The 19,035-nt window shown below is 72.8% G+C and carries 17 protein-coding genes and 2 tRNA genes; 13 read left to right on the forward strand and 6 right to left on the reverse strand.

Features of this window, described 5'->3' with window-relative positions; all coding sequences use genetic code 11:
- The first annotated feature begins 65 nt into the window (after window positions 1-65).
- Entirely contained in the window at window positions 66-416 is a 351-nt protein-coding gene (locus BMY61_RS19905) for a hypothetical protein (RefSeq protein ID WP_042450170.1), read from the forward strand.
- A gap of 146 nt (window positions 417-562) precedes the next feature.
- Window positions 563-1,126 carry a bifunctional DNA primase/polymerase gene (locus tag BMY61_RS19910; protein ID WP_042450172.1) on the forward strand — a complete coding sequence of 188 codons (564 nt, stop codon included), beginning with the start codon at window positions 563-565 and terminating at the stop codon, window positions 1,124-1,126.
- A 167-nt stretch (window positions 1,127-1,293) separates the two neighbouring features.
- On the opposite strand, the gene BMY61_RS19915 is transcribed toward BMY61_RS19910, so the two are convergent.
- On the reverse strand, window positions 1,294-2,151 hold the full coding sequence (locus BMY61_RS19915) for a PhzF family phenazine biosynthesis isomerase (RefSeq protein ID WP_042450173.1): 858 nt from the start codon (window positions 2,149-2,151) through the stop codon (window positions 1,294-1,296).
- A gap of 114 nt (window positions 2,152-2,265) precedes the next feature.
- Here BMY61_RS19915 and BMY61_RS19920 point away from each other — a divergent pair.
- The 5 genes from BMY61_RS19920 to BMY61_RS19940 all read left to right on the forward strand — a co-directional run bounded on the left by BMY61_RS19920 (window position 2,266) and on the right by BMY61_RS19940 (window position 7,302).
- A tRNA-Lys gene (locus BMY61_RS19920) sits at window positions 2,266-2,339 on the forward strand.
- A 94-nt stretch (window positions 2,340-2,433) separates the two neighbouring features.
- Window positions 2,434-3,090, forward strand: a complete 657-nt coding sequence (locus BMY61_RS19925; RefSeq protein WP_042450175.1) for a nucleoside/nucleotide kinase family protein — start codon at window positions 2,434-2,436, stop codon at window positions 3,088-3,090.
- 801 nt (window positions 3,091-3,891) lie between these two features.
- On the forward strand, window positions 3,892-5,178 hold the full coding sequence (locus BMY61_RS19930; protein ID WP_042450177.1) for a phosphodiester glycosidase family protein: 1,287 nt from the start codon (window positions 3,892-3,894) through the stop codon (window positions 5,176-5,178).
- The gene (locus BMY61_RS19935) at window positions 5,175-6,161 is read left to right on the forward strand and encodes a decaprenyl-phosphate phosphoribosyltransferase (protein ID WP_052438853.1); all 987 of its coding nucleotides are present in this window, start codon (window positions 5,175-5,177) and stop codon (window positions 6,159-6,161) included. The genes BMY61_RS19930 and BMY61_RS19935 overlap by 4 nt, the downstream gene beginning before the upstream one ends.
- Window positions 6,162-6,261: 100 nt before the next feature.
- The gene (locus tag BMY61_RS19940) at window positions 6,262-7,302 is read left to right on the forward strand and encodes an NAD(P)-dependent alcohol dehydrogenase (RefSeq protein ID WP_042450179.1); all 1,041 of its coding nucleotides are present in this window, start codon (window positions 6,262-6,264) and stop codon (window positions 7,300-7,302) included.
- 37 nt (window positions 7,303-7,339) lie between these two features.
- Here BMY61_RS19940 and BMY61_RS19945 read toward each other — a convergent pair whose 3' ends face one another.
- From BMY61_RS19945 to BMY61_RS19955, 3 genes are all read right to left on the reverse strand, one after another.
- Window positions 7,340-8,299 carry a cation diffusion facilitator family transporter gene (locus BMY61_RS19945; RefSeq protein WP_042450181.1) on the reverse strand — a complete coding sequence of 320 codons (960 nt, stop codon included), beginning with the start codon at window positions 8,297-8,299 and terminating at the stop codon, window positions 7,340-7,342.
- Between the two features lie 131 nt (window positions 8,300-8,430).
- A complete protein-coding gene (locus tag BMY61_RS19950; RefSeq protein ID WP_042450183.1) occupies window positions 8,431-8,874 on the reverse strand; it encodes a universal stress protein in 444 nt (147 codons plus the stop codon).
- Window positions 8,875-9,012: 138 nt separating this feature from the next.
- Window positions 9,013-9,327, reverse strand: coding sequence for a chorismate mutase (locus BMY61_RS19955; RefSeq protein WP_042450185.1), 315 nt, complete (start codon window positions 9,325-9,327; stop codon window positions 9,013-9,015).
- An 89-nt stretch (window positions 9,328-9,416) separates the two neighbouring features.
- Here BMY61_RS19955 and BMY61_RS19960 point away from each other — a divergent pair.
- Window positions 9,417-9,490: transfer RNA gene (locus BMY61_RS19960), tRNA-Lys, on the forward strand.
- 69 nt (window positions 9,491-9,559) lie between these two features.
- Window positions 9,560-10,363, forward strand: coding sequence for a putative protein N(5)-glutamine methyltransferase (locus BMY61_RS19965; protein ID WP_042450187.1), 804 nt, complete (start codon window positions 9,560-9,562; stop codon window positions 10,361-10,363).
- 390 nt (window positions 10,364-10,753) lie between these two features.
- Here the strand turns inward: BMY61_RS19965 and BMY61_RS19970 are convergent, their stop codons facing one another.
- Window positions 10,754-11,998, reverse strand: coding sequence for an MFS transporter (locus BMY61_RS19970; protein ID WP_042450189.1), 1,245 nt, complete (start codon window positions 11,996-11,998; stop codon window positions 10,754-10,756).
- Window positions 11,999-12,365: 367 nt separating this feature from the next.
- Between BMY61_RS19970 and BMY61_RS19975 the strand changes: the two genes are divergently transcribed.
- From BMY61_RS19975 to BMY61_RS19990, 4 genes are all read left to right on the forward strand, one after another.
- On the forward strand, window positions 12,366-13,163 hold the full coding sequence (locus BMY61_RS19975; RefSeq protein WP_042450191.1) for a VOC family protein: 798 nt from the start codon (window positions 12,366-12,368) through the stop codon (window positions 13,161-13,163).
- Between the two features lie 88 nt (window positions 13,164-13,251).
- Window positions 13,252-13,677 (forward strand): OsmC family protein, encoded by a 426-nt coding sequence (locus BMY61_RS19980; protein ID WP_042450192.1) that lies wholly within the window; start codon window positions 13,252-13,254, stop codon window positions 13,675-13,677.
- A 183-nt stretch (window positions 13,678-13,860) separates the two neighbouring features.
- The gene (locus tag BMY61_RS19985) at window positions 13,861-15,711 is read left to right on the forward strand and encodes a putative bifunctional diguanylate cyclase/phosphodiesterase (protein ID WP_236656082.1); all 1,851 of its coding nucleotides are present in this window, start codon (window positions 13,861-13,863) and stop codon (window positions 15,709-15,711) included.
- Between the two features lie 81 nt (window positions 15,712-15,792).
- The gene (locus tag BMY61_RS19990) at window positions 15,793-17,268 is read left to right on the forward strand and encodes a glycoside hydrolase family 26 protein (RefSeq protein WP_236656083.1); all 1,476 of its coding nucleotides are present in this window, start codon (window positions 15,793-15,795) and stop codon (window positions 17,266-17,268) included.
- Here the strand turns inward: BMY61_RS19990 and BMY61_RS19995 are convergent.
- On the reverse strand, window positions 17,246-19,015 hold the full coding sequence (locus BMY61_RS19995; RefSeq protein WP_075003987.1) for an APC family permease: 1,770 nt from the start codon (window positions 19,013-19,015) through the stop codon (window positions 17,246-17,248). The two genes, BMY61_RS19990 and BMY61_RS19995, sit on opposite strands and share 23 nt — an antisense overlap.
- Window positions 19,016-19,035: the final 20 nt, after the last annotated feature.

Raw genomic sequence — 19,035 nt, forward strand, 5'->3', positions numbered from 1 at the left:
CGGTGGCGTGGCCGGACAATGGAGTGTGGCAGGCGCCGCCCCCTCGTTCCCTCAGGAGGTTTCCCATGTCCGACTCCACGGCCGATCGCTCGCCGCAGCGGAGGCTTCGCCCTGCGCCGCTGCTCTTCGAGCCCGGGCTCGCGGAGCCGGAGAAGGAGCACTTCTTCGATCTGGAGTCGATCGAGGACCCGCGGGAGCTGCTCGCCCGTGCGACCGAGCTGACGCTGGCGTTCCGCGCCGCAGCCGAGCGGGCCAGCGACTTCCAGGCCCTGGCGGCGGCCCAGCTCGCGGACACGCGGCGGTTCGACAACCTGAGCACGGAGGAGATCGCCGCCACCGCGGACTGGACACCGGACTACGCCGCGAAAATGGTCGAGTACGGTCGCAGCCTGCAGCAGCGCCGCCCGGTCGACTGAGTCCGAGAGCCCCTCGAACGCTTGGCATATGCCAGAAGCCATATGCCAAAGGCAGCGGATGGTACTCCGTCCACCCGCCCTTTGTCCGGGTTTCCCAGGTTCCGAAGCCGTGGCCCCCGCCCGCTCGGTACCTGTGGAGCGTGGACATGTGGACCTATGACTCCGTCGAGTACGTGACCGTGGCCGGTGAGGCCTGGCTCGCCTCCGCCAGCGAGTACCCGCGGAGCATGCGCGCGCTGTGGGAAGCGCGCCCCTGGGCGGCGACCGTGCTGCCGTGCGGGCGCGTCTTCGATGTGATCAACATGCCCGGCCTGTTCGGGCGTCGCGTCCTGGACGAGCTGTGGTCGACCGGACCCGGCTGCGGTCCGGTGGCGACCTTCCGCGGCCGGATCCTCGTCTTCGCCGAACCCGGGACAGCGGCGCGGCTGCGCCCGCTGCTGGTCTGGGAGGAGTGGGCGCGCGACGTGCCGCCGCTGCTCTGTCACGGCCAGGGCGACGCGATCACCGTGCCACCGCTGCAGCGGCCGTTGGACGCCCCCGAAGGCCAGGGCCGCTGGATCGTCGCGCCGGACGGGCGCGAACCGTGGCTGCCCGGCTCCTCGACCTTGCTGTGGGCCTGCGTCCGCGCCGCGCGCGACCTGCCCCGGGAGGAGGCGCCCGGGCGGCCCGAGAGCACGGCCGGGGTCGACGCGGTACCTGCCCACCGCTGACCCCGGCCGTTCCCCCATCCGCATCGCCCTGCGGCAGCCCCGAGCAAACGCTGACCGGGGCGAACGGCGGCCGGAGCGAACGGCAGCCCGGGGCGAACCGCAGCCGGAGCCCGATGGCGGCGGCCCCGGAGCCCCGAGGCCGACCCCAGGGCCGGACGGCGGACGCCTCAGAGCCGTACGGCGGTCCCGGAGACGCGGATGCGACCGGTACCCGGCAGGGACTCGACGCGCAGCAGGCTCGGCCGTCCCATGTCCTCACCCTGCCGAATGGTGAACGCACCGGCGTCCGGCAGCGCGCCGAGCTCGCGCAGGTAGCCGCCGAGGGCCGCGGCCGCCGCGCCGGTGGCGGGGTCCTCGACCACGCCACCGATCGGGAAAGGGTCACGCGCGTGGAAGAGCGCGTCGTCCTCGCGCCACACCAGCTGCAGCGTGATCCAGTGGTGACGGCGCATCACCTCGGCGAGACCGTCGAAGTCGTAGTCCAGCTCGCGCAGCCGCTCACGCGTGGCCGCCGCGAGAACGAGGTGCTCGACGCCACCGAAGGCGACGTGCGGCGGCAGCGCCGGGTCGAGGTCGTCGCGCGACCAGCGCAGCGCGGCGAGGGCCGCGTCCAGTTCCGCGTCGCTCGCCGGACGGGTCCGGGTCGGGACGCTGGTGAGCGTGGCCCGGATCGCGCCGCTGTCGTCCTTGCCGGTGTCGAGGGTGATCTCGCCGGCCTTGGTCGCGAAGACCAGCGGCCCCTCGCTGAGCAGCTCGGCGAGGGCCACGGCGGTGGCGATGGTGGCGTGGCCGCAGAAGTCGACCTCGACGAGCGGGCTGAAGTAGCGCACCTGGAAGCGGCGCTCCGCGTCGTCCCGCTCGGTGACGAAGGCGCTCTCGGAGTAGCCGACCTCCGCGGCGACGGCGAGCATCGTCTCGTCGTCGAGCGCTCGTGCGTCCAGGACGACGCCGGCGGGGTTGCCGCCGGCAGGATCGGTCGAGAAGGCGGTGTAGCGGAGGATCTCGGCGGGAGCAGGAGTCGTCATGCGGTCCACGCTGGCACGCCCCACCGGGCCGGGGCAACCAAGATCGCCAGAGCGTCGGCGGACACCGATTCGGTGTTTCGGTCCCAGGTCATGTAATGTCTTCCACGTCAGCAGGCGCCGCTAGCTCAGTTGGTTAGAGCAGCTGACTCTTAATCAGCGGGTCCGGGGTTCGAGTCCCTGGCGGCGCACAGACGGTTGGAGGGCTCCTCCGCTTCGGCGGGGGAGCCCTCCGGCGTTTCCGGGAGCACTGCCCGGAGCCTTCGGAACGAGGGAGCGGCAGCGGTGGACAGGCAACAGCTCGTGGCGGACGCCGCCGCGCTCACGCCCCCGCCGGGCGGTCGCGCACTGCTCGGCATCGCCGGTGCGCCCGGCGCGGGCAAGTCCACGCTGGCGGTCGGCCTCGTGGGCGCGCTCTGCGAACGCCTCGGCCCGGGCGCGGCGGCCTACGTCCCGATGGACGGCTTCCACCTCTCCAACGCCCAGCTGGAACGACTGGGTCTCTCCTCGCGCAAGGGTTCCGCGCCCAGCTTCGACGTCTGGGGCTACCTGGCCCTGCTGCGGCGGCTGCGCGCGGCGACGCCCGGCGAGCCGGTGTACGTGCCCGACTACGACCGCACCCTGCACGAGCCCGTTGCAGCGCGTCACCTGGTCACCCCGGAGACCCGCCTGATCGTCACCGAGGGCAACTACCTCGCCGCGGGTGCAGCGGGCGGACCGGGCTGGTCCGAGGTCCGCGAGCAGCTGGACGCCCTCTGGTTCCTGGCCACCCCGGACGCGATCCGCGACGCCCGCCTCCTCGCCCGACAGCGAGCGGGCGGGCGGGACGCCGGCTCCGCCCGCGCCTGGGTCGACACGAACGACCACCCCAACGGAGAGCTGGTCAAGGCCCACGTGGCGCCTGACGTCCGTGTGATCACCGTGGACCCGAACGGCGCCTGAGCCCGCCGCTCGCCCGGCACGGCTACACGGCCGTGCCGGGTGAGCGGCCGTGCCCGGCGAACGGTACGCCAGGCTCCCGGCGCGGCCCGAGGGGCCGTCCCGAAGGCGCGGGCACACCACGCCCATCGGCCGCCGCGCCAGAACCGGAATCGGAGCCACTGGCAGCACGACGCCACCGAGGTGCTCCGCCGACCGCCCGCCACGGGAACCCCGGCGCCGCCATCGCCGCTCTCCGACGGGCGCAGCCGAACCTCGGCCTTCGCCCCGCGCCCCGACGGCACCCACCACCGGGCTCACGCACCAGGCGCGACCGGGCGCCGGGCCCCGCCGGGCCCACGCAGCCGGCACGGAGCACGAGCGCAGGCACGGGCGCAGCAACGAGCGCCGGCACGGAGCACGGGACGGGCGCAGCAACGAGCGCCGGCACGGGCGCAGGCGCGGGCGCAGCAACGAGCGCCGGCACGGGCACAGGCGCGGGCGCAGCAAGAGCGCCGGCACGGGCACAGGCACGGGCGCAGCAACGAGCACAGCCACAGGCACGAGCAGCCGCGCGCAGGGACACGGGCGAGCAGGGCCTCGGGCCCGGTCACGGCAACGGATCACCCCGCCCCGCCTGCAGGTTCTTGCGGACCGTCAGATCGGGTAACCCGTCCTGCCTAGCTGAACAGGCGGCTCCGGTTCCGGATTCCTAGCGTGGGACCAGACGGCCGCCCGTGACCCGCGTCACGCCCGCACCCACCGCGGAGGCCGTCTCTCCCGTGCTCAGCGCGCCGCTGCGCGCCCGGCTGGAAGTAGGTCCGCGTGGGTATACCAGCGTCGCCCGAGTCCGTCTCGGAGAACCCCGCCGAGGAGCCCGCGCAGCCCGACGGCGCGCAGACACCGCCCGAGTCGACCGAGCAGCCGGCGCAGCAGCAGCCGCAGCAGCCGCAGCAGCCGCAGGCGAAGAAGCACTTCCGGCGGACCCGCCGCCTGCTGCGGATGCGCAGCGTTCAGGCCGTGCTCGCGCTGATCGGGGTCTTCTTCGTCTGGCTCTGCTGGTCCATAGGCTCAGCCCTCGCCGCGCCGGGTGACGACAGCGTCGTCGCGCGCGTCGCGGAGTGGGCCCGTGACCACCACCTCGGTCCGGTGGTGACCTTCCTGGAGGACCAGCAGTACAAGGCGCACCCGCCGAAGATCGGCGGCAAGCCGACCATGGCACTGGCCCCGAACGGCGCGCCGGTGCAGAACACCACGACCAAGCCGGCACTCAAGCCGATCGTCCCGGCCCGGCTGGTCTCCCCCGCCGGTGCGCCGTTGCCGGGCGAGGGCACCTGGCAGACGCTGGAGAACGTCGACGGGACGCCTGCGCTGCTGGGGGCCTTCCTGCGGCCCGACAACGAGCACACCTCCTACGTCGCCGCCGTGGTCTCCATGGACCAGCGCCTGGTGCGCTTCGCACTCCACCCGGGCGAGTCGGACCCGGGGCCGGGCAACTGGGGCGTCCCGCCGACCATCCCGACCGGGCAGCGCACCGGCCTGCTGGCCACCTTCAACGGCGGCTTCAAGGTCATCAACGACGAGGCGCAGGGCGGCTTCTACCTCAACGGCACCACCCGCGGCACGCTGACCGACGGCGCCGCCTCGCTGGTCTTCACCAAGGACGGCAAGGCGACCGTCGCCGACTGGGGCCGGGACGCGACGCTGACGCCGAACGTCACGGGCGTCAGGCAGAACCTCAAGCTGATCGTCGATCACGGCAAGGTGCCCGACAGCGTCGACAACAACGTCGAGAGCGGCTGGGGCCTGACCATCGCCGGCAAGTACTTCGTCTGGCGCTCCGGTGTCGGCGTCACCGCCGACGGGCGCCTGCTCTACGCGTACGGGCCGGCCCTGTCCGTCCGCACGCTGGGGGACCTGCTGGCGAGCGCAGGCGCGGTGCGGGCGATGCAGCTCGACATCAACCCGGCGTGGATGTCCTTCATGTACTACAAGGCGCAGCCCGACCCGGCGAACCCGACGCCGGTCAAGCTGCTGCCGAACCAGGAGCGTCCGGCCGACCGGTACTACGAGGACACCTCGCGTGACTTCACCGCGGTGTTCGCGCGATGAGCGCCCCTCAGCCGATCCGGCCGGCGCAACCGCCCGTGCCACCGCTCCCCCTCGACGTCGAGGCGGTCCGGCGGGGCGCCTGGGTGCGGGTTCCGTCCGCGCTGCTGCGGACCGCGCGGCCGCGTCAGTGGGTGAAGAACCTGCTGGTCTTCGCCGCGCCGCTGACCGGCTCGGAGCTGACCGCGCGACAGTTCGAGGCGCGCGGCGGCAGTGCGCTGGGCGGAGCCGCGCTGGCCTTCGTGGTCTTCACCCTCGCCTCCTGCGCGGTCTACTTCGTCAACGACACCGTGGACGCCGAGCGTGACCGGCAGCACCCGCGCAAGTGCCGCCGCCCGATCGCCTCGGGCGAGCTGAGCGAGGGCACGGCGGTGATGGTGGCCGGGCTGTGCCTGGTCGCAGCGCTGACGCTGAGCCTGACGGCTCCCGGCTACGGACTGACCGTCGCGGTCACCGCCTACCTGGTCACCTCCTTCCTCTACAGCCTGGGCCTCAAGCACCTGGCAGTGCTGGAGCTGACGCTGGTGGCCTCCGGCTTCGTGCTGCGGGCGCTGGGCGGCGCGGCCTCCTCGCAGGTCCCGCCGTCGGGCTGGTTCGTGCTGGTGTGCAGCCTGGGCGCGCTGCTGGTGGCGACCGCCAAGCGGCACACGGAGCTGGCCGGCCTGGGCGGCCCGGCCGCCGCCCATCGGCCCTCGCTGCAGCACTACACGGCCCCCGGCCTGCGGGTCGCGCAGCGCGTCATCGCCCTGGCGATGGTCGCGGCGTACCTCGCGTGGGCGCTGATGGAGCCGGACCCGCGCGAGCGGGTGTGGCATGTGGCGACGGTGCTGCCGCTGGTCGCGGCGCTCGTCCGGTTCGACCGGCTCACCTCGCGCGGGACGACCAGCCACATCGAGGACCTGCTGATCAGGGACACCGTGATGATCATGCTGGAGCTGTGCTGGCTGGTGCTGTTCGCCGTCGGCTTCGCGGCTCCGGCGATGTGAGGCGCCGGATCGCCGAAGCGGTGACGGCGGCTCGCGTAACCGGCAAGACTGGGCCGAGCCCGACTCAGGTTCTTCCCACGACCCTCAAGGAGTCCGCAGGGTGAAAGCGCTCCAGTACCGCAGCGTCGGCGCGGCGCCCGAGGTGGTGACCGTCCCCGATCCCGAGCCCGGCCCGGGGCAGGTGCTGCTGAAGGTCACGGCCGCCGGCGTCTGCCACTCCGACATCGCGGTGATGAGCTGGCCGGCCGAGGCCCTGCCCTTCCCGCTCCCGCTGACTCTCGGCCACGAGGGCGCCGGCACCGTCGCCGCGCTCGGCGACGGCGTCACCGGGGTCTCGGTCGGCGACTCCGTGGCGGTCTACGGACCGTGGGGCTGCGGAGTCTGCGCCAAGTGCGCCCAGGGCAGGGAGAACTACTGCCTGCGCGCCAAGCAGTTGGGCATCGCCGCGCCCGGGCTGGGCGCGCCCGGCGCGATCGCCGAGTACCTGCTGGTCGACGACGCCCGTCACCTGGTGCCCCTCGGCGACCTCGACCCCGTCCGCACCGTCCCGCTGACGGACGCGGGGCTGACGCCGTACCACGCGATCAAGCAGTCGCTGCCCAAGCTGGTGCCCGGCAGCACGGCCGTCGTCATCGGCGCGGGTGGCCTCGGCCACGTCGCCATCCAGCTGCTGCGGGCGATGACCGCGGCGCGGGTGGTCGCCCTAGACGTCAGCGAGGAGAAGCTCGCCCTGGCGCGCGAGGTCGGCGCGCACGAAGTGGTCCGCTCCGACGCGAACGCGGCCGCGAGGATCAGGGAGCTGACCGGCGGTCTGGGCGCGGAGGCGGTCTTCGACTTCGTCGGCGCGGGCCCGACCGCGGCGACGGCGGGCGCGGCCGTGGCGGTGGAGGGCGACGTGACCATCGTGGGCCTGGGTGGTGGCAGCCTGCCCGTCGGTTTCGGCACCGTCCCGTACGACGCGGCGGTCCGCGCACCGTACTGGGGCAGCCGCGGCGAGCTGATCGAGGTCCTGGACCTGGCCCGCGCGGGCGCGGTGGAGGTCCACGTCGAGACGTACTCCCTCGACGAGGCCCCGGCGGCGTACGAACGCCTCCACGCCGGCAAGGTCAACGGCCGCGCGGTCATCCTCCCGAACGGCTAGTGGCACCATCCAGGGCAACCGGGCACGAGCGAGAGGTTCAGCGCCCGCCCGGGGTTGCGGACGGGTCGGGTCCTGCCGCAGCCTCGGACTCGCTGTAGAGGTCCGGTTCGAGGTAGATGACGCGGGCCGTCGGCTCCGACGCACGGACGCGGGCCTCGGCCGCGTTGATCGCGGCCGCGATGCGCCGTGCGTCCGCGTCGGCCGGGACGGCGATCTTCGCGGCGACGAGCAGTTCCTCCGGCCCCAGGTGCAGGGTGCGCATGTGGATGACCGAGTCCACGTCCGGGCCGTCGAGCAGCGCGGTCCGCACCCGGGCCACCACCTCGGGGCCCGCGCCCTCGCCCAGGAGCAGCGACTTCGTCTCCACCGCCAGCACCAGCGCGATGCAGACCAGCAGCGCGCCGATGCAGATCGTGCCCACGCCGTCCCAGACACCGTTCCCGGTGATCACCGCAAGGCCGACGCCGAACAGGGCCAGGACCAGACCGATCAGCGCGCCGAAGTCCTCCATCAGGACCACCGGCAGCTCGGGGGCCTTCGCGGTGCGGATGAAGCGGCGCCAGGACTGACGCCCCTTCAGCGAGCGCGCCTCGCCGATCGCGGTGCGGAAGGAGAAACCCTCGGCGACGACGGCGAACAGCAGCACACCGACCGGCCAGTACCAGGCGTCGATCGGGTGCGGGTGACGGACCTTCTCGTAGCCCTCGTAGAGGGCGAAGACGCCGCCGATGGTGAACAGCACGACGGAGACGAGGAAGCCGTAGACGTACCGCTCGGCGCCGTAGCCGAACGGGTGCGCCTCGTCGGCGGCGCGGCGGGAGCGGCGTCCGCCGAGGAGCAGCAGCAGCTGGTTGCCGGAGTCCGCCAGCGAGTGCACGCCCTCGGCGAGCATCGACGAGGAGCCGCTGAACGCGAACGCGACGAACTTGGACACCGCGATCGCGACATTGGCGCCGAGGGCCGCGAGGACGGCCTTCGTGCCACCGGAGGCGCTCATGGTCGAAGGGCTCCCGTCATGGGTTCGAGTCGGATTTTCTTACCGCTCTTACTTACCTGGGCGGGCAACACCGTAGAGCATGGGGGCGCACGTCAGCGAGCTCACCACTCCCCGTGCCCCCAGCACCCCCATCACGGCACGACGGTGACGGGCCAGCGGCCGGCCTTGACCAGCCGGACGCCGACCGAGCCGACCAGTCGATGGCCGGCCTTCTGCGAGGCGCCGATCACCACGCCGTCGGCCTTGAGCCGGTCGGCGAGGTCGACGATGCCCTGGTACGGGTCTCCCGGCTGGCTGTAGAACTCCCAGCGGACGCCCTGGCCCTCCTGGACCCGCTCGGCGGCCTCGCGGATCTCCGCGAGCAGCTTGTCCGCGACCTGCTGCTCCGCCTGCATGACGGCGGCGCCGACATCCGCGCCGCCCATCGCGCTCAGCGGCTGCACGTAGACGAGGGCCAGCTTGGCCCCCTGCCGGCGAGCCAGCCCGGCGGCGTACGCGGCGGCGCGCATCGAGGAGTCGGAACCGTCGATGCCTGCGACGATCACCGACGGCCCGTCCGTACCGAGCTCGAACATGTCACCCTCCACCCCTGGCGGCCTGTGTGTCCGCTTCGACCCTACGCCGAAGATCGTCCGGCTGCGGGGAGTGGGGTGGAGGGCGTCGACACGGGCGCGGTGCGCCGTCGGTTCCGTCGGTCCTGCTTCGGTCCTGCCTCAGTCCTCCGCGGCGATCTGCTCGTGGTGGCGGATGACCTCCGCAATGATGAAGTTGAGGAACTTCTCGGCGAAGGCCGGGTCGAGGCGGGCGGCGGAGGCAAGCTCCCGCAGCCGCTCGATCTGCTCCCGCTCCCGGCCCGGATCGGCGGGCGGCAAGCGGTACTCGGCCTTCAGACGCCCGACCTGCTGGGTGCACTTGAAGCGCTCCGCCAGCATGTGCACGATCGCGGCGTCGATGTTGTCGATGCTGCCGCGAAGACGCTCGAGCTCTGCCTTCGCATACGGGTCGACCTCGGCGTGGCTCTCGGACATGCACTCCCCTGTGGTCGGCTCTGGATGGGCGGCCAGGATACCGATTCGGTATTTCCGACGGCTTCCTGTAATGTCTTCCACGTCAGCAGGCGCCGCTAGCTCAGTTGGTTAGAGCAGCTGACTCTTAATCAGCGGGTCCGGGGTTCGAGTCCCTGGCGGCGCACAGACGGTTGGAGGGCCTCTTCGCTTCGGCGAGGGGGCCCTTCGGCGTTTCCCACTACGGAGGATGTCGATGACCGCACCTTCCGGCTCCTCGGTCCTCTCCTCCGTCGTGGCCCGCCTCCGCGCCGCAGGGTGCGTCTTCGCCGAGGAGGAGGCGGAGTTGCTGCTCGCCGCCGCGGCGGAGACGCGGGAACCTCTGGACGTGCTGGTGCAACGCCGCGCGGCGGGCGAGCCACTGGAGTACGTGCTCGGCTGGGCCCGCTTCTGCGGGCTGCGGATCGAGGTGGACCCTGGCGTCTTCGTCCCCCGCCCCCGGACGGAGTTCCTCGTCGAACAGGCCGTGGCGCGGGCCGCCGGCCGGATTCTGGTGGACCTGTGCTGCGGCAGCGGCGCACTGGGCGCGGCCCTGGCCGCGCGGCTGGGCGCGCCCGACCTCCCCGTGAAACTGCACGCCGCGGACATCGACCCGGCGGCGGTGCGCTGCGCCACGCGGAACGTGGCCCGCTACGGCGGCCGGGTCTGGACCGGCGACCTCTTCGCCGCCCTGCCGGACACGTTGCACGGCCGCATCGACGTCCTGTTGGCCAACACCCCGTACGTGCCGACGAGCGACCTCCCCTTCCTCCCCGCCGAGGCCCGCGACCACGAGGCCCGCGTCGCCCTGGACGGCGGCGCCGACGGCCTCGCGGTGATGCGGCGGGTCGCGGCGGCGGCACGGGAGTGGCTGGCGCCCGGAGGCGTGGTCCTGGTGGAGACGAGCGACCGCCAGCAACCCGCGGCCGTGGCCGCGTTCACGGCCGGCGGCCTGGCCGCGACGGCGGCCTCCTCGGACGACTACGACGCGACGGTCGTCCTGGGCACGCGGACCCACTGAGGCAACCCGGGCGCTGGCCTGTTCCGACCTGCGGCTCCTCCCCCAGCCTTCGGCCGGGAGGCACCCCCAGCGCGGGCGCGACCCCACGGTCGCATGCGCTCACCCAGGCCGTTGCACCACCCAGGAGCGCGGGGAACTGCGCGACAAGCCATCCGCGCAGGCCTGTTCCGACCTGCCGCCCCTCCCCCAGTCTTCGGCCGGGAGGTACCCCCAGCGCGGACGCAACCCCACGGTCGCATGCACTCCCCCAGGCCGTTGCACCACCCCAGGGGCGCGGGGAACTGCGCGACAAGCCACCCGCATGCGGATGGCCCACGACGCGCAGCGCCATCCGCACATCGATGGTCCCCGCGACGACGCGGCGGAGCCGCAGGCCCTTGAGGCGCTGCCTCAGTGCGCGGCGTGAGCCGGTTCGCGGCGGGACGTCGCGACCGTGCGGGTGCCCGCCGAGGGGACCAGGAGGCCGCGGAAGGTGAGCAGCGCGGCGAAGCCGAGGGCGGCGCCAGCGGCGGGGACGAGGAAGCCGCCAGCCGCACCGTGGGCGTCGATGAGGCGCCCGGCCGCAGTGGAGCCCAGGGCGAGGCCGAGACCGATCGCGCCGGTGAGCCAGGTGAACGCCTCCGTCTTCGCGCCCGCGTCGACCAGCGTCTCGACCAGCGTGTACGCGGAGATCAGCGTGGGCGCGATCGCGAGGCCGCAGCAGAACGCCGCCACCGCGAGGGTGAACAGGTTCGGCATCGCCCAGAGCGTGGACGTGCCCAGGACCAGCGCCCCGTACGCGACCAGCAGACGGAAGCGCGGGGAGCGCTTCCAGTGGATCGCGCCGAACGCCGTGCCGGCGAGCACGCTGCCGGCGGCGAAGAGGCCGTAGACCACACCGCTGAGGCCCGCCTGGCCGACCGCCTCGCTGGCGGCGGTGATGGAGACCTGGAGCGCACCGAAGACCGAGCCGACGCCCAGCAGGGCGACGACCAGCAGGCGGACGCCGGGGCGCGACAGCGCGGGCGCGGAGGCCGCCGCGGACGCGGCGCGGACCGGCGGGGCGGTGCGGCGCTGCGCGGCGAAGGCGAGGCCGCCGAGGACGGTGAGGGCCGCCTCCACGGTGAGTCCGGCCGCCGGGGCGATCACGGTGCAGAGCGTGGTGGCGAGGACGGGGCCGAGGACGAAGGTGAGCTCGTCCGTGACGGACTCGAAGGCGAAGGCCGAGGAGACCGCCTCGGGGCGGCCGTCGAGGGCGTGCAGCCAGCGGGCGCGGACCATGGCGCCGATCTGCGGCAGGGACGCGCCGGCGACGCCGGCGGCGACGAAGAGCGACCACACCGGCGCGCCCGACAGGGCCAGCACGACGAGGGTGACGACGGAGCCGCCGTGCACGGCGAGACAGGGGAGGAGCACGGGGGCCTGGCCGTGCCGGTCGGCGAGGCGACCGGTCAGCGGGGCGCCGACGACCTGGGTGATCGAGGCGACGGCGGCGACGGCACCGGCCGTGGTGTAGGAGTGCGTGGTGTCCAGGACGAGCAGGACCGTGCCCAGGCCGAGCATCGCGTAGGGCAGGCGCGCGACGAAGGCGGGCAGCAGGAAGGTCCAGGCGCCGGGGGTGCGCAGCAGCGCGCCGTAACCGAACGGACGGGCCATGTGGGGAGGTCTCTCCGCTGCCTGGTAGCGCGCGGGAGCATGTGGGTGGTGCCCCGGGCGCCGAGGGTCGTCCTCTGGTGCGTCGACCGGGGTAGATACCGCGCGTCGTGCACCGGAGAGGGTGCGCGCCGCGGCCGCCGAGCGGTCTAGCCGACTCTGCTTCAGGCAGATGTAGCTGGTCTCGGTAGATCTGCCCCTAGTGTACCCGATGTCGCGTGACGCGCGTAGACACCAGGTGAACACAGGCGCAACACACGCACGGTGACCGGATGGACGCGTGCGGTTGCGGGGGGCGGGGAGGCCGGGAATCGTGGCTGTCGTTCCAGCTCCAGAATCCCGAAGACTCCCCCACCCTCCGGAGGGCCCGATGCCCGACGTCACCTCGTACCCCGACGGCGCCCCCTGCTGGGCCGACCTGAACGCCCCCGACCTGGAGAGCTCGCGCCGCTTCTACGGCGCCGTGCTCGGGTGGGAGTTCCAGGACAAGGGCCCCGAGTACGGGCACTACACGATGTGCCTGTGGAAGGGGAAGCCGGTCGCCGCGCTGATGCCCCCGCCGCCCAGCGCCGAGGGCCTGGCGCCGGCGTGGAACGTCTACCTGCGCACCGGCGACGTGGACGCGACGATCGCGGCGGTCGAGGCGGGCGGCGGCAAGATCGCGATGGGGCCGCACGACGTGCCGGCCGCCGGCCGGCTGGCGTTCGCCTTCGACCCGCAGGGGGCCTCCTTCGGCCTGTGGCAGCCGGGCGGGCACGAGGGCGCCGCGCTCTACGGGGAGCCGGGGGCGATGTGCTGGAACGAGGTCTACACGACGGCGGGCGGCGCCGCGGACGCGTTCTACGCCGGGCTCTTCGACTACAAGCAGGAGCAGATCGGCGACGGCACCAACTTCGACTACACCACCTGGACCCCGGCCGGCTCCGACCGGCAGGTCTGCGGGCGGCTCCGGGCGACGGACCCGGCTCACGAGCTGGCGGCGGGCGGCGGGCAGCCGTTCTGGTCGGTGTACTTCGCGGTGGCGGACGTCGACGAGACGGCGAAGCAGATCGCCGCGCTCGGCGGCTCGGTGCTGCACGGGCCCTTCGACTCGCCCTACGGGCGGCTGTGCGTCGCGGGCGACCCGTCCGGCGCGCACTTCGCGGTGATGACGCTCGCCCGGTCGTGAGGCCCGCGTCCCGGTGAAGCGGTGCGGCGGCTCCTAGGATGGGTGACGGCCTGTCAACAGAGCACTGAGCATCGAACGGAGGCCCCCCGTGGCCACGACCCGTACCGCGCAAACGACCTGGGAAGGCAACCTGCTGGAGGGCAACGGCGTCGTCGCCATGCGTTCCTCGGGGATCGGCGAGTTCCCGGTCTCCTGGCCCTCGCGCGCCGAGCAGGCGAACGGAAAGACCAGCCCGGAGGAGCTGATCGCCGGGGCGCACAGCTCCTGCTTCTCCATGGCCCTCTCCCACGGCCTGGCCCAGGCCGGCACCCCGCCGACCAAGCTGGAGACCACGGCCGACGTCACCTTCCAGCCCGGCACGGGCATCACCGGCATCCACCTGACCGTCGTCGGCACCGTGCCAGGCCTGGACGAGGCGGGCTTCGTCAAGGCGGCCGAGGACGCCAAGGCCAACTGCCCGGTCAGCCAGGCGCTGAGCGGCACGACCATCACGCTCACGGCCTCCCTGGGCTGAGCGGCCCCGCCCGAGCGGCCCCGGCCGAGCAGCCCGACCTGAGCAACCCGGTCAGGGCAGACCCGGCTCGCCACCCGGACGGGTGAACGGGGGCGCACGCGGTCCGCGTGTGCCCCCCACGAGGGGGTGAATCGGCCCCGGAATGCTGGATTGCCCCCAGGGCCCGTGCCTACGATCGCCACCGTGCGTAGTGGCCCGTCCGGTCCCCCCGGCTCTCCCGAGGACATCGGCGCCCTCAGCGCCGTCGGCGCTCTGGATGCCCTGGGTCGGCTCGAGGAGTTCCGGCCGCCCCCCATGGCAGGGGCCGGTGCGAACAGCAAGGACATCAGCAGCCCGGTGGATCGGCGCCGTCTCGAGGACGCGCTGCGGGCCAGTGAGAACCGCTTCCGGGCGGCCTTCGTCGACGCCGGCATCGGCATGGCGCTGGTCGACCGGGACGATCTGATCATCGAGGCCAATCCGGCCCTGGCCGAGATGCTCGGGTGCACCGTGCCCGAGCTGATGAGGATGCACATCCATCAGCTGATGGACGTGGAGGAGCGGGCCCGCCACGTCTACCGGCAGCTGGTGCGCGGCGAGCTGGACCGGGTCCGGCTGGAGAAGCGGCTGCGGCACCGCCAGGGGCACGCGGTGTGGACGAACATCACCGTCTCGCTGATCCGCGACTCCACCGGTGAGCCGCTCTACACCCTGGCCATGGTGGAGGACGTCTCCGAGGCGCGCCGCCTCGGCGACCGCCTGCACTACCAGTCGATGCACGACCCGCTGACCGGGCTGCCGAACCGGGCGCTCTTCTTCGACCGCCTGGCCGGCGCCTGCGCCGAGGCCGACCAGCGGATCGGGCTCTGCTACCTGGACCTGGACGGCTTCCAGGCGGTGAACGACACCCTCGGGCACCCGGTCGGGGACGAGCTGCTGGTGGCCGTCGCGCGGCGGCTGGAGCAGCGCTTCTCGCCGCGCGGCCATCTGGTCGCGCGGGTCGGCGGGGACGAGTTCGCGGTGCTGGTGCCGCGCAGCGCGGGGGCGGAGGAGCTGACGGCGCTCGCCTCGGAGGTCGTCGAGATCCTCGGTCCGCCCTACGACCTGGCGGGCCAGCGGGTGGCCGCCACGGCCAGCGTCGGGGTGGTGGAGCGCCCGGTCTCCGGCACCTCCCCCACCGAGCTGGTCAAGGACGCGGACGCAACGCTGTGCTGGGCCAAGTCGGACGGCCGGTCCCGCTGGGCGCTCTACGACCCGGAGCGGATCGCCTCGCAGATGACACGTCAGGTGCTGGCGACGACGATGCGTCCCGCACTGGAGCGGGGCGAGTTCCTGTTGGAGTACCAGCCGCTGGTCGAGCTGGCCACGGGGCGGCTGCAGGGCGTGGAGGCGCTGGTGCGCTGGCGGCATCCGGAGTTCGGCCGGCTGGCGCCGGATCGTTTCATCCAGATCGCCGAGGAGACCGGGGCGATCGTCCCGCTGGGCCACTGGGTCCTGGAGACGGCCTGCCGCCAGGCCCGCTCCTGGATGGACCGCTTTCCCGACGCTCAGCCGCTGGTCAGCGTCAACCTGGCGGCCCGGCAGTTCCGGGACTCCGACATGGTCGCGGACGTGGCGGAGGTCCTCGGCCGCACGCGGCTGCCGGCCCGGCTGCTGCAGCTGGAGCTGACCGAGAGCGCGGTGATGGGCCCGGCCGGGCGCCCGGTGGAGGCGCTGCACGCGCTCGACGCGATGGGCGTGCGGATCGCCATCGACGACTTCGGCACGGGCTACTCGAACCTGGCCTATCTGAGCCGGCTGCCGGTGCACGTCCTGAAGCTGGCGAAGTCCTTCGTGGAGGGGTTCGACGAGCAGGTCCGGGACGCGGTGGACGAGAAGATCGTCACCGCACTGGTACGGCTGGCGCACGTGCTCGGCATCACCGTCACGGCGGAGGGCGTGGAGAGCGCGGCCCAGGCCGAGCAACTGCGACTCACCGGTTGCGACTCGGCCCAGGGCTGGCACTTCGGCCGTGCGGTCCCGGCGGAGCAGATCGACCGCCTGCTCGGCGGCTGACTCCCTCGAACGAGTGACTGATGACGCTCATTCAGCTTGCACCGCGCGCACTGACGGTTCATCAGTCCATACGCTGAACGCATGTCACAGCGTCGCCTGCTCGCGGTTCTGGCCTTTGCCATGAGCGCGCTGCTGCTCGCCTTCTCCGCCGGGGCGCGATGGCTCGCGCCCACGCCCGGGGTGGGGCTGGGACGGAACCGCAGCGGGGACGCACTGCTCTCCACCGCGGACACGTCACCCTGGTCGGACCCGACCGTGCTGCCCGCCCACGCGGTGCCGTTCGGGGCCTTCGTCGGCTCCGACTTCGCCGCGGACCGGCAGACCCGCCTCTCGGGCTGGCTGCACAACGCCGACCTCCAGGTCGGCCACACCTACCTCCCGGGCAACAACTGGTCCGACATCGAGGGTGCGCCGTCGCTCCTGGCACCGTGGGCGCAGTGGCGGCTGGCCCGCCCGGACCGGATCTTCGTGCTGGCCGTGCCGATGCAGGCGCAGAACGAGGACGGCCTGAGCGACGACGACGTCGCCTCACTGCTGCAGCAGGCCGCGGCCGGGGCCGAGGACGCGCACTTCCTGACGCTGGCCCGCCGGCTGGTCGCGCTCGGTGTGCCGGACACGGTGATCACGCTGGGCTGGGAGATGAACGGCATCACCTACACCAGCCGCTGCGGGCCGGACCCGACGGACTGGAAGGCCTACTGGCGCCGGATCGTCAACGTCATGCGCAGCGTGCCGGGCCAGGCGTTCCGCTTCGACTTCACCCCGAACCGCGGGCCGGACGCCCACCCGTGGACGGACTGCTACCCGGGCGACGACGTCACCGACGTGATCGGCACGGACAACTACGACCAGGGCCCCGGCGACACCTTCGCCGACTACGTGACCCAGCAGTACGGGTTGCTGGACCAGGTCCGCTTCGCCGCCCGGCACCACAAGCCGGTCTCCTACCCGGAGTGGGGCATGTTCCGGCACGGCGACGATCCGGAGTTCATGCGGGACATGATCAACTGGATCGAGACGCACGACACGCTGTACCAGACGATCACCGACTACTGCCCGCACGGCGTGCTGAACTGCGACGCCAATCCGGAGTCGAGTGCCATCTACCAGCAGATGCTGTCGGACCAGCCGCCTCCGCTGCCCACCGCGTCCCCGACGCCGTCCGGGTCGCCCAGCCCATCCGGGTCGCCCAGCACGTCCGGATCGCCGTCCGGATCGCCGTCCGCGAGCCCGTCCGCGAGCCCGTCCGGCTCGGTGTCCGCGTCGCCCAGCGGCTCGGCATCGGCCTCGGCCTCCCCGTCCGGCTCGGCGAGTCCGGGCGTCAGCCCGACGCCGGGCGTCTCCCCGGGCCCGAGCGCGTCGGCCGGGCCCAGCGCGAGCCCGAGCGGCCCCGCGACGGCAGCCGGTGCGAGCATCTCGCCCGCGCCGAGCCCGTCCTGCCACCGCCGACGCGACGCGGATCCCTGCGCCGGGCTGCGGTCGCACCGGCCGCCGGGACACCCGCACCCGGTGCCCCAGCCGGTCTGGGGACGGATCAAGCCTCCGGGCCGCTCCTGACCTCGAGCGCGGCGACCTCCTCCTCGGTCGCCGCGCTCACCGGGACGTCGGGGTGACGGAACCAGGAGCCCTGCACGGCCCACTGGATCAGCATCAGCACGAAGCCGAGCACCAGCGCGCCGATGCCGATGACGGAGACGCCGCCGACCTTGCCGACCAGCGGCAGGGTCATCGAGGTGTGGCCGTAGTTCGGGTCGGCGTAGACGTCGAAGGCGGCGTAGCAGAAGAAGTAGAGCAGCATGATGCCGCCGAGCAGCGGCAAGATGCCCTTGAACCACAGGTCGCGGGCGCTGCGCCGGAGCACCTTGCGGAAGTACCAGAAGCAGGCGAACCCGGTGAGGCCGTAGTAGAAGGCGATGCCGAGGCCGACCGAGGAGATCGAGTCGGACAGGACGTTGCTGCTGATCCGGGTCAGCAGCACGTAGAAGGCGATCGATACCAGGCCCATGGCGATCGTCGACCAGGTGGGCGTGGCGAAGCGCGGGTGCACCCGGCCGAAGTGGGACGGGATGGCCTTGTGCAGGGCCATGGAGAAGCTGGTGCGGGCGGTCGGCAGGATCGTGGTCTGGGTGGAGGCCGCGGCCGAGGTCAGCACCATGAAGATGAGCAGCTTGGACAGGAACCAGCCCAGGCCGGTGCTGCCGAAGACCGCGCTGCCGAGGCCGGAGAGCACGTCCCCGGAGTTGTCCGGATTGGCCAGGCCGATGCCCTTGTCGCCGACGCCCGCGAAGGCCTGGGCGGAGGTGGAGACCAGGGCGTAGATCAGCAGCAGCAGGACGGTCGAGATCACGGCCGCCCGCCCGGGGGTGCGGGTCTTGTCGGCGGTCTCCTCGTTGACGGAGACGGCGGTGTCCCAGCCCCAGTAGATGAAGACCGCGGAGAGGATGCCGGCCGTCAGCGCGCTCGCACTGGGCACGTCGAAGGGGTTGAACCACGAGCCCGAGATGTGGATCGAGCTGCCGGGGGCGTTGCTGCCGTAGACCTTGACCAGGGCGGTCACCGAGAACAGCACCAGCATCGCGATCTCGACGCAGAGCAGCACCCGCTGCAGCGCGGCGGAGATCTCGATGCCGATGTAGCAGATGAAGGTCATCAGGATGATCCAGACGACCCCGGCGATCGTGGTCCACAGGGTGCTGGAGGCCAGTGACGCGTGGCCGACCAGCTGGAAGCCGTAGGAGCCGGCGATCTGGGCCAGATTGGCCATGACGATGATGTCGGCGACGATGATGCCCCAGCCGCCCATCCAGCCGGTGCGCGGCCCGAAGGCCCGTGCCGCCCAGGTGAAGGTGGTGCCGCAGTCCGGGTCGACCGCGTTCATCTCCTTGTACGCGTAGGCGATCAGCAGCATCGGGATGAACGCCAGGATGGTGATGATCGGCGCCTGCAGGCCCACCCCGACGACGATCAGACCGAGGGTGGCGGCCAGGCTGTAGGCGGGGGCGGTGGAGGCCAGGCCGATCGCCACCGAGGAGAAGAGGCCGAGGGCGTTGCCCCGTAGTCCCTTCTCCCCCGAGCCCGACCCGGAGACCTCGCCTGGTGCGACGACGATCGTGGCACCGGAGTGGGCACCGGGACCGATGAGGCCGCCGGGACCGTCGTAGTGCTCGGCTCCCCAGGGGCGGCCGGGGCCGGAGGGCTGCTCGGGGCCCGGCGAGCCGCCCGAGGGGCTCGACTCCGAGCCACCCGAGGAACTCGACTCCGAGCGGCCAGAGGGGCCGTCGGGCGGCGGAACGGACGTACTCATGTGACCCTCCACGCGGACGC

Origin of the sequence: Streptacidiphilus jiangxiensis, assembly GCF_900109465.1 — a bacterium.
Lineage (GTDB): Bacteria > Actinomycetota > Actinomycetes > Streptomycetales > Streptomycetaceae > Streptacidiphilus > Streptacidiphilus jiangxiensis.